13 protein-coding genes and 1 riboswitch are annotated in these 13,099 nt (G+C 36.7%); of the genes, 3 read left to right on the top strand and 10 right to left on the bottom strand.

Annotated features, from left to right (window positions below; all coding sequences use genetic code 11):
* Nucleotides 1-9: 9 nt before the first annotated feature.
* From TY13_RS20475 to TY13_RS01265, 10 genes are all read right to left on the bottom strand, one after another.
* Nucleotides 10-180 (bottom strand): CD1375 family protein, encoded by a 171-nt coding sequence (locus tag TY13_RS20475; protein WP_154661486.1) that lies wholly within the window; start codon nt 178-180, stop codon nt 10-12.
* Nucleotides 181-182: 2 nt separating this feature from the next.
* On the bottom strand, nt 183-470 hold the full coding sequence (locus TY13_RS01305; protein WP_042470681.1) for a hypothetical protein: 288 nt from the start codon (nt 468-470) through the stop codon (nt 183-185).
* A 3-nt stretch (nt 471-473) separates the two neighbouring features.
* A complete protein-coding gene (locus TY13_RS01300; RefSeq protein WP_042470679.1) occupies nt 474-1,163 on the bottom strand; it encodes a hypothetical protein in 690 nt (229 codons plus the stop codon).
* Nucleotides 1,164-1,205: 42 nt separating this feature from the next.
* A complete protein-coding gene (locus TY13_RS01295) occupies nt 1,206-3,218 on the bottom strand; it encodes a pyocin knob domain-containing protein (RefSeq protein ID WP_042470678.1) in 2,013 nt (670 codons plus the stop codon).
* A 12-nt stretch (nt 3,219-3,230) separates the two neighbouring features.
* Nucleotides 3,231-4,046 carry a distal tail protein Dit gene (locus TY13_RS01290; RefSeq protein WP_042470676.1) on the bottom strand — a complete coding sequence of 272 codons (816 nt, stop codon included), beginning with the start codon at nt 4,044-4,046 and terminating at the stop codon, nt 3,231-3,233.
* Complete coding sequence (locus TY13_RS19625) at nt 4,043-8,461, bottom strand: hypothetical protein (RefSeq protein ID WP_052344194.1); 4,419 nt, start codon at nt 8,459-8,461, stop codon at nt 4,043-4,045. Before TY13_RS19625 ends, TY13_RS01290 begins: the two co-directional genes overlap by 4 nt.
* 239 nt (nt 8,462-8,700) lie before the next feature.
* Nucleotides 8,701-9,054: a hypothetical protein gene (locus TY13_RS01280; protein WP_042470674.1), complete on the bottom strand. Its 354-nt coding sequence runs from the start codon at nt 9,052-9,054 to the stop codon at nt 8,701-8,703.
* A gap of 25 nt (nt 9,055-9,079) precedes the next feature.
* Nucleotides 9,080-9,652: a major tail protein gene (locus tag TY13_RS01275; protein WP_042470673.1), complete on the bottom strand. Its 573-nt coding sequence runs from the start codon at nt 9,650-9,652 to the stop codon at nt 9,080-9,082.
* A gap of 546 nt (nt 9,653-10,198) precedes the next feature.
* Nucleotides 10,199-10,582 (bottom strand): hypothetical protein, encoded by a 384-nt coding sequence (locus TY13_RS01270; RefSeq protein WP_042470671.1) that lies wholly within the window; start codon nt 10,580-10,582, stop codon nt 10,199-10,201.
* A 74-nt stretch (nt 10,583-10,656) separates the two neighbouring features.
* The gene (locus TY13_RS01265) at nt 10,657-10,842 is read right to left on the bottom strand and encodes a helix-turn-helix domain-containing protein (protein WP_326582442.1); all 186 of its coding nucleotides are present in this window, start codon (nt 10,840-10,842) and stop codon (nt 10,657-10,659) included.
* 347 nt (nt 10,843-11,189) lie between these two features.
* Between TY13_RS01265 and TY13_RS01260 the strand changes: the two genes are divergently transcribed.
* The 3 genes from TY13_RS01260 (at nt 11,190) to TY13_RS01250 (ending at nt 13,035) form a co-directional block, all read left to right on the top strand.
* Entirely contained in the window at nt 11,190-11,615 is a 426-nt protein-coding gene (locus TY13_RS01260) for a helix-turn-helix domain-containing protein (protein ID WP_042470667.1), read from the top strand.
* Between the two features lie 83 nt (nt 11,616-11,698).
* Nucleotides 11,699-12,178: an ImmA/IrrE family metallo-endopeptidase gene (locus TY13_RS01255; RefSeq protein ID WP_042470666.1), complete on the top strand. Its 480-nt coding sequence runs from the start codon at nt 11,699-11,701 to the stop codon at nt 12,176-12,178.
* Between the two features lie 311 nt (nt 12,179-12,489).
* Nucleotides 12,490-12,534, top strand: a riboswitch (PreQ1 riboswitch).
* A 6-nt stretch (nt 12,535-12,540) separates the two neighbouring features.
* Nucleotides 12,541-13,035: a QueT transporter family protein gene (locus TY13_RS01250; protein WP_042470663.1), complete on the top strand. Its 495-nt coding sequence runs from the start codon at nt 12,541-12,543 to the stop codon at nt 13,033-13,035.
* Nucleotides 13,036-13,099 lie beyond the last annotated feature (64 nt).

The raw sequence follows: 13,099 nt of genomic DNA, 5'->3' as shown, positions 1-13,099 counted from the left end.
TTAGGGACTTTATACTAACGCATTGATTGTACGGTTAGCAATCTCGATTTCTACTTCACTTCGAATCACATACGCATTAGCACCGATTGCTTTTGTTTCTGGTACATCTTCAATTTTCATACGTTCCCCCATCACCAACGTTGCATATGATTCGACTAATTTCTTTTGCACTGTATTCATAATTAAATGACCTCCAATTCAATTAATAATTCGATTGTTTCCAATTGACGCTCCGCTTTTTCCAGCTCGTATTGCGACGGCTGTAATGAGGCTAAAAACTCGTCTTCAATAAAATCTTCATCTGTTTTACCTTCAATCCATTCACCATTTACCCAACGAGGCTTATAAAATGAAACGCCTTGTGGCAATGGTGTGCTGATATAGCCATCTAACTGCTCACCCTCATTAACTAACATACCAGACTCCCAAACTAGAAAACCATTTTCGTCTATTTGATAAATAATATACATAAATTATACCTCCACATAAAAACTTGTATTTATTCTTAATGTGCCTGTAGAGCTTAGACCAATGATTATAACACTGCCATTTTGGTTAATTTGCGTAGAGACTAGCGAGCCGTCATTTGCCTTTACACATGATGTAACAATTGTCGTTGATGGACGATAGCCAACTGGCAAAGTAGTTATTACCGTATTATTAGCGTGAGTACCATCCTTTAATTCTCCTTGCAAGTGGACAAAGCCTAAATCATCTTTTGTATACTTTAATTGCGCTCCACTAACTGTTTGTCTCTGCCATCCGTTTTGTGGAGTGGCTTCAAACCATTGTAATGTATCTGACCACAACGACCACCCTGTGCTAGAATAGTAATGTCTAACTTTGAAGTGCGCCTTACCTCCTGCATAACTAGTCGCTCTTTGGCATTTGTTATTAGTGCTATAGAAACTTTGCTCGACATACCAAAAAGCTACTCCACCATCCCCCATATTATCATATCGGCATAGAAAAGAATCGCGTGTGTCAGTGTTTGGGTCAGCTTCAATTACATTCGAAGGTACTGTCACGTTCCGTTTTGCGTTCCAATAACCTCTCTCAGCCTGCGTTATATGCCTAACAGTATCATTTGTATGTGCAGCAAATTGATTAAGTTCATCAACTAAGGGTGGATGAAATTCTTCTTTAGTTATTTTCCCTGCCATCTAATCAGTTCCTTTCTAATATATAAAGAGGCTTCATAATCACTAGCCTGCATAAAAAAATCCATTAATTCGTACTGTACCTGTAGAACCTAGCTTATTAATAACCACATTCCCAAAATTATTTACCTGCACTATTGGACTTGTTAAATCTTGTGACTTTATGGCAGTGATAGGTATTGAAGCCTGTACAGGTCTAAAGCCTATAGGTAACGTCATTACAGTTATACCTTCATTAGCAATTCCATCTGTGATAATTCCTTGCAAATGGACAAAACCTAAGTCATCTTTTGTGTACTTTAATTTATTTACTGCATCAGATGCTTGCTGCCATCCATTTTGCAAAGTGGCTTCTACCCATGTTAAATTACTAGATACTTGTTTAATCCATTTTGACCATATTCCAGCAGAGTTTCTGCTCCTTGTATAAATTCGACCAGGTGCAGTATTTTCGCCAATGAGCATTTGAGTTACTGCGTTACTACTATCGTGATTTTTAATAACAAAAAGTGAATAAGTGCCAGCTTCTACAATTTCCCCTACTGGGGATGTAGCAAAAAATGCCCTATATAATCCAGTAGATACCACATCATTTAAATTTGTATCTGTAAATAAATTTACCGCTTGACCACTTGATTCAGTGAGTTTGTGTTTTTGCCATGGTAAATCGTGAACAGCTTTTGGTGTTAGAGCTTTTGTTTCGTCCGGTGTAAGTGTATTAGATAACTGTACATGCCCAGCCTCGGTTAAAGATGCACTTTTATCCTTATGTGCGTCAAACTCTTGTTGCAGGCTTGATAAATCTGAACTATTTGCCTTACTGTCTATTTCATCTTGTAGAGCTTGCTCTAGCTTTCTTTTAGCAATAGAGCCATCTGTTAAAACAGAGGCAGAAACGCCGCCTTCTTCACCCATTGGTACATTCTTAAGGATAAGCATGTAGAATGAAGTATCTGAGGCAACTCCAACAGGGTTAACTAAGGTGATTTTTTTATCAGTAATTGAATAATCTTTTGTTTCATACAACACTATTGAGTTTTTAATTAACAATACAGTATCAGTATCTTTGTCAAATGTAGTCAATGGTATTTCAATTTCCGACTGACCGTCTGAACTTGCTTGAATGGTGTAAGGATAATGCACAAGTTTAGCTACACCTGTTTCAACAATTGAATTTACTAAGTCCTCTAATTCTTGCAAAGCCGCATTAAGCCCCTCAACGTCTTGCATTTCCACATCAAAATTGCCATCTGGTGTTGGTGACCTATGACTAATAGTACTTATTGCCCCTTGACCATCTATACCTCGACGCGCTATACAAGTCCAATCTTGCCCCTCAACAGGCTTTACATTGCTATTTGGACGTAGCGCTTGCCAAGTAGAGCCTTCGTCTGTCACAAAGTTATTTTTAATATAGTTGGCTGTACTGTTCCATGCCCGAGCAGTTCCCCATCCCTCAATTGCTTCCGCTGCTGTATTTGCTCTATTAGCCGCACTTGTCGCTACTGTGGTTGCATCATTGGCATTGTCTGCTGCTATTTGTGCATTGGTTGTAGCGGTATTAGCAGCTCCCGTTGCCTCAATAGCATCTTGTGTAGCCTCCTGAGCATTTGAGGCAATTAGCGTTAATGATGTTCGCATTTCCTGTAACTCATCTTGTAACAACTCTAGTGCTGTTAATAATTGAGTAGCCTCAGCCACTTTATTATTAGCTGCATCTGCTGCATCTGTTGCATTCGTTGTAGCAGCATTAGCATTGTTGATTGCTTGTTGCGTGTCATATAAAGCATCTGTTAGCTCTGTAATCAATTCATTAACCGCCACTATAGACTGTTGTACATTTTCATCTACTTGTGCGATGTAGCTTTGCACTGCAGTTTCTGCATTTTGTATTGCTGTTTCAATACGTTGTAACAGCTCATTTACTTCCTCGCCTCCAGCCAACAATTTTATTTGATATTGAAGATTTGCAAAGCGATTTAAAATATCCTGCCATGTCGCATTAATATTGTTTCTCTCTTCTCGCGTAATAGGCGATTTTGTATTATACAATGTCATTCCATCACTTCCTTACATATATAAGAATTTAAAATTAAAAGCGATACTTTGAATAGTACCGCCCTCCACAATGAACATATTTTGTCCTGGTGCTAATGTAATTAGCTTTTTATTTGTATCTTTAAATGCAGATGTGCCGTTTTTAAGTGTGCGGACATCTTTTAAAATGAGCGTATCATTCGTCGTTAGCGGACCATTGTACCTATAAATATCACCTGTTGTCTGATTAGTGATTTGCAAATAGGACGCCGCTTTCGCTTTAATGGTAATCTCAAGCTCATGCTGACGCGGATCAATCATTGCATTGCCAATATTGTCGATAGTGAAGTTGTTTGAAGCATGCTCATAATAGTATTCTTTATCCCAATCTAAACCCATGCCCCAGCCCCATAAATCTACGTCCCATAGCTTGCGATTTTGTAAATCTAAGGATGTCCCTACTGACTCAGCAAATAAATTCTCCATGCGGAATTGCACGTCAAAGCTGTTCATATGTGCGGAAGGCTCGGTAGAAAGCTGCTGCATTAATCGAACCTTATAGCGCTTGTAAGGTTCTTTTTTGAAGATAATATAGAATGGTTTATCGCGCATAAATAAAGCATTTAATTCATCACGCAATAAGTAATAATCATAAATATCCTGAACAATATATAAAAACTTAACAGCAATCACACGCTGTTTAAATTCACTTGCCGTTACAATATCCCCATTGCCTTCTACAGACTGTATTGTATGGGCTAACTCAACAGAAGGTATATAGTGGAAAAGTCTTTTTAAACTATAGTCCGAAATATCGTAACGGGTACCATTTTCCAATTCAATTATCATAACACCACCCCTTTCGTTAAAGCTGAAAGATTGGCATTACTATATTGATGTGTGGATACAGCATTCGCGACCTCTCTACCATCTACAGCAACTACAGTTTGTACAGGACGCCCAGCCAATTGTGTAATCGCTTCTACTAATGATGCCATATTTATATTAGCACTTTGCTGGATAATCTGTGTTTGCGCTACCTGGTTATCCCTTGACTTATTAGTAGATGATGATAATGAGCCTCGCACTGCACTCATGGTGTGCTGTAATTTCAAGCTTGATTTCTTAATTCCCGTCATTACGCCCTCATTAAGGTTGACACCAAAACCTTTCGTATCAGATGAAGGAACATCAAGACCTAGTGCTTCATTAATTGTTTGCTTAATAGATTCTGCAATTTCAGACGCTTTTTGAGCAATTGCAGGTGCTGTATCAATTAAACCTTGCAATAAACCTTTACCAGCATTCTCACCTACTGTGCTTAATGTTATTAATTCATTATCCGTTGTTTGAACAATGCCCCTAATTTTTTCTTGCCATTCTGTATTTAGTTTCGTTAACTCTTCTCCAGCAGCTACACGTAAATCGTTTATTTTTGTTTGTACATCTAATTTCATACCGGATAATTCTTGCTCAGCCTGGGTACGAGCTAATTTGGATTTTTCCTCATATAAAGTAGAATAACGTGATAGCTGTTCATCCGTTAATTGATTTAGCGCGATTAGCTCAGAAACTGCATTTGGCCCCATTCCTTGTAGTTCAACTAATAACCCTTGGCTAATTACATTACGAGAGGATAGCAAATTAAATTGCTCCTGCCATGTTTTAAAGCCACTAACCTGCGTTTCTAAATTTAGAAGTAACTGTACGCCCTTTTTTTCTGAATCAATTTTAAACTCATCGAAAAGCCCTTTGAAATTCTTCAATGTACCAATGCGTGAATTTAAGGCGTTAGTATATTCATCATTTAGGCGTTTTTCACCTTGAATCAGATTATCATTGATCGTTTTAGCCTTTGACTCGTATTCGTTATTAATAGCTAAAAGCTGCGAATTCAGGGATTGTACTGCGCTTTGATAAGCTTTTTGTGCCTCGATTTTTTCCTTTGTTCCATCTTTAAAATGATTTACGGATTGTCTCCAAACCTCTATCTCTTGAAGAATATTCAATTGATCTAATGATTTTTTATCACTGATGAATTTTTTAATTGCCTCTAAACGACTTTTATCATTATCTGCCTGTAAAGCTTCTCTATCCTGTATCGCCTTTGCTTCAATGGCAGTAACTTTTTGCTCGCTCTGTGCTTTGATACGTGCAATAGAATCTGCTTCCTCTTTTGTTAATGCGCGTTTCTTAGATGCAGCAATTTGTCTAATCTTTGCTATATCATCTGAAGCTTTTTTCTCTATAGCTCCAATCTCTTTATTGGCGTCCTCTGTTATTTTCTTTTCATTTTCCCGGAAGTTGGCTGATATTTGCTCAAGCCCCTTTGTTAAATCGGTCATAACCTGATTCAACTGCTTTTGTCGCCCACTCATCCCGACCTCCATCCCTCTTACCGTGTCAGAGCCTATCGCTGCAAATACACGTGATGGAGATTTAATACCTAATAACGACTTTGCTTTACTTATAACGCCATCCACAACACCAGTAATTGATTCAATCGCATTAACTGTCATGTTAGAGATACCTCTTATTAGACCCTCAATAATATTTTTACCAATTTCAACGAATTTCTCTGGTAATGACTTAACCTTGGCAATCATGTCTACGGTCAAATCAATAATTTTATTTGTAACATCCGTTTTCATTGCAGAAATTGTGTTAATAAAATTAGTCGCCAGATTTTTAATAGCTTGCCAAACAGTACTTGCCATTGAGGATATAATTTCTCTTACTGAATTGCTTAAATTACCGAAAAATGAAACGGAATCGCTCCAAATATTTTTGACAGAACTAATAACATTCTGTGCCAGCCCTTTGAAGAAATTTATAATGGACACTGTAAAGTTAGAAACGGTTGTTGATACAGTCGTACCCATTGTCGAAAAGAAGCTTGCAATATTGTCCCACATTCCTTTTAGTAGGCTGATTCCTGCTTGAGCAAGGTCCATGAAGATTTTTTTGATACCGCCAAAAAACGTCAATGTTGTCCACCCAATAATAAACTCGATAGCTCCAGAAAATAATTGCTTGATTCCTTCCCACATTTTAGAGAAATCGCCTGTAAATAAGCCGCTAAATATTTTCACGGCTCCCATAATGATATCTAAAGCACCATTTATCACATTTTGGATTGCTGTCCACACTGTTTCGATAACAAATTGGATAGCAGGCATTACCAAGTCAATAACACCCTTGATTGTATTAAAAACATTTTCGACAGCCTGCATAATTTGCGTGCCATTTTCATCCCAAAATTGTTTAATCAATGCTATTTTTTCTCCAATAAAAGAAGCCACTGCTTCAAAAACAATGACTGCTATATCCTTTATTTGATTAAACACATTATTGACATTTTCTCTAAATGTTTCAGAGTTTTCATAAGCTGCTACTAAAGCAATGCCTATTCCCGCTATTGCTGCTACGACCAATCCCACAGGGGAGAGTATCATACCTATCGCAGAAGCCAGAGCCGGCCATGCAGTGACAAGTCCACCAACAGCAGGCATTAATGTGGCAAATGCACCGACTAAAATACTAACTGTCGTAGCAATTGCTATAATTGCAGCAACAAGATTCGCATTATTGCTTACCCATTCTGCTATTTTCCCAATGAAATCAGCTACTACTTCAAAAACAGGTTGAAGTGAATCTTTTATTAATTTACCTGCTTCACCGATGCGTACCAATGGGTCCGCATCCACTTGTCTTATTGTTTCACTCAAGCCCTGTGCATTTTCTGCTGTTTTATCTTGTGCATCAGCAAGCCCTTGAAAAACAGATATCATATCGTTGACTTGCTGCCCTGTTTCTGTACCGAATATTTCCATCGCCAATTTATTACGTAAAGAATCATCCTCGATAGCTTGGAGCCAATTTGATACTTCTCCCATGGCTGAAGCGCCGTCTTCTCCACCCTTTGCAACTGCTTGGCCCCATGCTTGGAATTGCTTTACCGAAACATCAGTACCTTCTAATAATTTAGCTAATGAGCTTGGTACTTCCTGACCAAAACTTTTCATATTAGTATTGGCCGTTTTAATGCCTTCATTTAAGCTACTTATATCGAAGTTTTTTAAATCAATGCCTTTTTCAAAGATGGCCTGTATTTCATTTGTAGTAAAGCCTACTTCCTTCATTTGCGCCCCGTATTCAGCTATAGTATCTAACTGCTCAGGAGGAAATCCAGATTTCAATAAGCTATCAATAAGACCTAACGCCTCTTCGTTGCTCATACCTAAAGCTGTACCAACATCATTGACTCCTTGAACAAGCTCAGCAAAATCAATTTGGCTATATACATTCGCAATGGCTCCAGCCCCTTGAATAATGGATGCATTTGCTTCATCAGATTGATCTTTATTCAAGGCCCATTGCTTACGTACGCCCTCTAATGCTGCCTCTTGATCTCCGATATATGTTGTTACTGTTGTCACTGAATCTCGTATAGTTGCAATACTTTCTTCAGGTACATCAAACATAATATCTATTTTAGTATTTAGGCTAGATACATCTAAGGCCTGCGTTACAACACTCGTAACATTGCTTGTTAATGAATCTGCTTGCTTCTGTGCAAAGTCATTCAAAGCATTACTTGCATCCCCAGCTCTTTTGCCGATACCCTCTAAATCCTGTTTAATTTGATCGAGACTTGCGCCTTCGCCTGCACTCCTTAGTGCCCTTCGCATTTCATCAATGTTTGCACTAGCACCTAAAGTACTTCGCCCCATCAGCTTCAATGCTCTATTTATTTCCTCTGTGGAAGCTGAACCACTGCGAATTGCATTCGTTAAACGTGTACCTAATATATCAGCAAATTGACTAACCTCTGTTCCAGTTGCTTCAAAAAAAGTGTTCAAATCTTTAGTAGATTTCTCTAATTCCTCTTGCTCAGCTTTTAGATTATTTAATTGGGTACTATATCTTCGTAATTGACTTTCTGTAGCTGTCAGCTCTCGTTGGAAATCTCTATATTGCTCATAGTCGATTTGCCCTGATCTGAATTGTTCTTCTACTTGTGACTGTGCGTTTCGTAGTATAGTTAATTTTTGTTCAGCCGCTTGAACAGACTTACCTAATTCCTCTAATCTTTTACTGACTAAAGCTGCATTACCAACATCAAACTTTAGCGCACGCTCAACTGCCTTTAATTCCTGTTGGGCTCTGGAAGCTTCTTCATTTACTTCTCGTAAGATAACACCTAACAATCTTGTATTACCATCTACGTCAATCCTAATGCTTCCGCTCCGGTTTTCTGCCAATACTAACACCACCTTTTTTACTAAATTGACATATTAAAAGCTATCAAAATCAATTTGATTTGCATGTCTAGTTTTTGGCTTTTTATTTGGATTTTTACTGTCTAAATATTCGTCTATATAATCTAAAACCATGCCAAAGGACATCGTTTCCAGATCATCATGTGTCAGATGACACTCTCGACATAAAACTAAAAATTGTTCGGTGCTGATCTGGCTTGCGCCAGCAGCACCGTTATTAGTTATTTTTTTTTAGAGGCAATTGTTTTTTCAAGTAGGCTTTGCAAAGGTTCAATAATGTCCAAAATAGGGAATTCTTCAAATGATTCCAACCAGCTTAAAGGATCTGGAATTGTACTGTCTGCCGTTTTAGCAAAAGTCCATGCAATATCGTAAAACATATTGAAATCGATATTTTCGCGCATCCAACTGACTTTTTCTCCTTCTGCCATTTCCTCAAAGCTTTTATCCGTAGCACCCATACCCAAAATATCCTTGAGTAAATCACGCTGGAACTGCATCATATAACGCTTTGCAACTGCACCATTTGATTTGAATGGGATTTGTTTACCATCAATTGTTAATGTAATTTCCATTATTTAGTCCTCCATTGTTGATTAATTAAGGTGTTGGTACAACAGTTGGTGCAAATACGCTTGCATACCATGCATCGTAGACTGCTTCCTCTGTATCACCTGTAGTAGAGCGTTTTACAATACCTTCAATTGTTGGTGCAGCAACAAATGATAGCTCCTGAGTGCCTGGTTCAGTTGTTTCTCCTTTAGTTTGACCAGTTAATCCTGGGCGAGAAATTGTTACATTATATAAAGCATGGCGTGTTGCCTTTACATCACCATCAAATTCAAATAGAAGTGCAACTGTTTTTGGTTTTGCATTGGATGTTTCAGTTAAAACACCATCAACATCTAATTCATCACCTAGCACATCTACTCGGAACTGCTGTAATAATGTTGCAACTGTTAATGTACCTGTATAACCTGTATTTGTTGATGATGTGTAGTATACACGATCATCTGCATAGAAATCGGCTTGCTCACCGCGTGCTTCTAAAGTTAAAGATACAGCCCCTGGGAATGCTACTGGTGCAGCATATGTTAATTTACCATCTGCGCCTTCTGTTGCTACTGCATAGTGTACGTTTTTAATACCAAATTGAACTTTATTTTCTGTCATAAAAATGACCTCCTAGTTAGTTAATTAATTTTTTTAGAAAAATAAAAACTCCCTTGTCCTTCATGAAATTTCATCATGCGACTAGAGGAGTTCGTTTTGATTTTTCTTCATTTGTAAGTATTATCCATAACCTTATAAATCTTTGCACTTTTTAAGTGTTTCATATTCTTTTAGACACAACTAAATATGCTGGGAACTCTGTTCTTTAAAAAATCTTTACTACCTTGGTATCGTCCTTCTGCCATGTACATCCAATTTTTTGAACCGCGCTTTGAATTTAGACATCGCTTGAAACAATCTTACTTACTTTCTACTTTCCAATAAACCTAGCAATCCTTAAGTGGCATTCTTCCACCACATACTATAAAGAGCATAAGCAACATCTCCTTTCTTTCAATTCAACTTAAAAAGAAGCCCACTCACCAAGAGTAGACTTCTCTATAATGGAAGATGATAGCTCTTTGCACAACTATCACGTTATCATCATAATATGATTTAGCAATAAAATTAATAGGAACAATATAGAGTAAGTTCATGCTAAACTCATTATGCGCCATTGAAGCTCAATAGTCTTTTGATTTGAGCATGCTTCGTATAAATATATTGTGAGCTGTAGCCCAAATCCTCCGCTACATGCTCTAGTGTCTTCCCTTCAATATATTTGCCATAGATAATTTTTTGCTCAATACCATTGAATTTTTTTACTAATTGATCAAGATCATATAGATCATTTAGTTTATGAGCTAGCTCATATTCGATAACAGCAATTTTATCTTCTAGCCTCGCTCCATCTGATTCAGCAGTGAGCTTGTATTTTGCTAAATCACCATGCATCCAGCGCTTCAGCTCTTTTTTCGAGCGATTCAAATTTTGTTCAAGGTAAGTGATTTCATCTTCAATTTGTTGATAATCCTTTAACCATTCATACATTTCTTGTCCCCACTTTCTTTAAGTATTATCGTATATACTTGGCTAATAGCTTGGAGCAACTTTTCACAACTCGTCTAAATACCCAAAATTTTGCGAATATGCTTGACATGCTCTTGTGCTTTTGGACCATCCTTTCGCCCTCGAATAATATCTGATAAATATGCATTCGAAATGCCAATTATTGCAGCTAATTCCTTCTGGGTCATTTTTCTTTTAAATAGCTCAGAACGAACTAACACTGCTAAATCTTTTGACATCATTGCCCCTCCTTTTTCATGTACTATAAAACTTAACTACAAAATCTCCTCGCAATCCGTTTATCCTTACAAGCTATAAGATGATACTCCTCACTAAATTATTAGCTAATCGTTTGACTTAAAGTATCCAATAGTATAATATTTAATCATAGCTAAAAAAGACTTAAGAAAGCCTGTGTATCATACACTTTACCCGTTCCCCAACGAAATAAATGTGCTATTAGAGGTCTTGTCTTTTAGCTAATAACTTAGCTTATGTAAATATATTAATACAGTTGGATAATTAAATCAACACAAAAGTATCCTTTTGTATAATTTATTTTATCTAAGTATCCAGAAAGGTTGATACCATGCTATTTGCTCGAGTTAAACAATTAGCAGAAGAACGCGGAGAAAACTTAAAGATAGTTGCACAAAAATTGGGATTTAGTGAAAATGCTTTTTATAAATGGAAAACTCAAAGCCCTAAATCTGAAACTTTGGAAAAAACAGCAGACTATTTTGATGTTAGCACTGACTATTTACTTGGTCGTACTAATCAAAAACGCTATTATGAATTAACTGAAAAAGATGAGCAATCAATACAAGAAGAACTTCAAAAAATGATTGAAGGGCTATCTAAAAGCGGACATGCAGCATTTGACGGTAGAACTCTAGATGAGTTAAGTGAAGAAGAATTGGAAGATAGAGAATTGTTACTATCAAGTTTGGAAAACTCTTTACGACTTGCCAAACGGGTTGCAAAGCAAAAATTCACACCTAAAAAATATAGATAGTCATTCTTTATTTCTATTTCACTATAATTAGGTAAATAGGTTATAATATACCTACAAGTATCGTTAAAGTAGGAAGTGATAATTTGTCACAAATTAAAGACTTAGTAAATCATTTAATTAAAAAGCACCGCACATTTAACCCTTTTGAACTTGCAGAACGCATGGGAATAATCATTGTCTACGAACCTTTGGGAAGCACCTTGGGTTACTTTAGCAGGCATTTTAGGGTACCTATCATTCATATTAACCAAGATGCTAACAAAGAAATACAAACTTTTATTTGTGCACATGAACTTGGACATGCTGTGCAGCACTCTAATGTGAATACCACGTTCTTAAAGAAGCACACATTGTTATCTACAGATAGATTAGAGATAGAAGCAAATACTTTTGCCATTGAATTACTGTTACCAGATGAATTTTTTTACGAAAAAAATAATACTAATTTTACCATCCATGAAGCAATTGAAAATTATGGTGTTCCGACAGAACTATTAAATTTAAAAAGCTTAGATGGTAAAAAAATTTACCCTCGAACAGAACGTACATTCCTGTTTTTTTAATAACATTCAATCAATCAAGGCTTATTTACAAAACAAAATTTCATAAAATATTCAACTAAATAATTGATCACAGCTTAAGAAAAATCCCCTATTCATGGGATTCAAACTAACCTACCTATATTTCAAAAAGCAACTTGAATTGTATGAGCTCTATTTTTTGTAAATATCTATTATATGAACTGCAATACTTACAATTTCGCTAGCAATCTACGCAGAGAAAATAGTATTAACATTTGAAATATTTTAGCTATTTTATGATTCAACACATAATTATTTACAAGCACATATGATTGCTGTTATGATTGCACTTGCTTTACGTGGTTCGCAACCATCCCACGCAAAAAAACTAGGAGGAATTCTATATGAAAGTCAAATTTTTAGCAGCGAGTGCAATTATCGCAGCGTTATATATCGCAGTGACGATGCTTGTAGCTCCAATTAGCTTTGGGCAAGTGCAGTTCCGCATCGCTGAGATGTTCAACCATTTAGTCGCATTTAACCCACGTTATATGCTAGGCGTCGTTCTTGGCGTACTCATTTCCAACTTTTTATTTTCTTCAGTTGGACCAATCGATTTAATTTTTGGTGTAGGACATACTGTTGTGACTTTAGGTATTTTCATTATCATCTGTAAGTTTGTCAAAAATATTTGGACTCGTTTAATCATCAATACGTTTCTATTTACGTTCACGATGTTTATAATTGCATTTCAATTAAATATAGTACTGGAGCTTCCATTTTGGGAAACTTGGCTGGTCGTTGCGGCTGGCGAATTTGCCGTATTAGCGATTAGTGCTCCAATTATGTACTTGTTGAACAAACGACTTAATTTTAAAAATTTAATAGAAAGCGAATGAGTTTCTTTTAAGTTTTAGGGGCTGTCCAAAAAGGAATACCTTTTTGGACAGCCCTAGCTTCTAT

Origin of the sequence: Bacillus ndiopicus (assembly GCF_000612805.1) — a bacterium.
GTDB classification, from domain to species: domain Bacteria; phylum Bacillota; class Bacilli; order Bacillales_A; family Planococcaceae; genus Metasolibacillus; species Metasolibacillus ndiopicus.
Note: the sequence above shows the minus strand (reverse complement) of the source record. Positions and strands in the feature narration are given on the sequence as shown.

Excerpts from the sequence above, each read along its gene's own strand:
- TY13_RS20475 (WP_154661486.1), bottom strand. The coding sequence starts at position 180 with ATGAATACAGTGCAAAAGAAATTAGTCGAATCATATGCAACGTTGGTG.
- TY13_RS01305 (WP_042470681.1), bottom strand. The coding sequence starts at position 470 with ATGTATATTATTTATCAAATAGACGAAAATGGTTTTCTAGTTTGGGAG.
- TY13_RS01300 (WP_042470679.1), bottom strand. The coding sequence starts at position 1,163 with ATGGCAGGGAAAATAACTAAAGAAGAATTTCATCCACCCTTAGTTGAT.
- TY13_RS01295 (WP_042470678.1), bottom strand. The coding sequence starts at position 3,218 with ATGACATTGTATAATACAAAATCGCCTATTACGCGAGAAGAGAGAAAC.
- TY13_RS01290 (WP_042470676.1), bottom strand. The coding sequence starts at position 4,046 with ATGATAATTGAATTGGAAAATGGTACCCGTTACGATATTTCGGACTAT.
- TY13_RS01280 (WP_042470674.1), bottom strand. The coding sequence starts at position 9,054 with ATGGAAATTACATTAACAATTGATGGTAAACAAATCCCATTCAAATCA.
- TY13_RS01275 (WP_042470673.1), bottom strand. The coding sequence starts at position 9,652 with ATGACAGAAAATAAAGTTCAATTTGGTATTAAAAACGTACACTATGCA.
- TY13_RS01270 (WP_042470671.1), bottom strand. The coding sequence starts at position 10,582 with ATGTATGAATGGTTAAAGGATTATCAACAAATTGAAGATGAAATCACT.
- TY13_RS01265 (WP_326582442.1), bottom strand. The coding sequence starts at position 10,842 with ATGATGTCAAAAGATTTAGCAGTGTTAGTTCGTTCTGAGCTATTTAAA.
- TY13_RS01260 (WP_042470667.1), top strand. The coding sequence starts at position 11,190 with ATGCTATTTGCTCGAGTTAAACAATTAGCAGAAGAACGCGGAGAAAAC.
- TY13_RS01250 (WP_042470663.1), top strand. The coding sequence starts at position 12,541 with ATGAAAGTCAAATTTTTAGCAGCGAGTGCAATTATCGCAGCGTTATAT.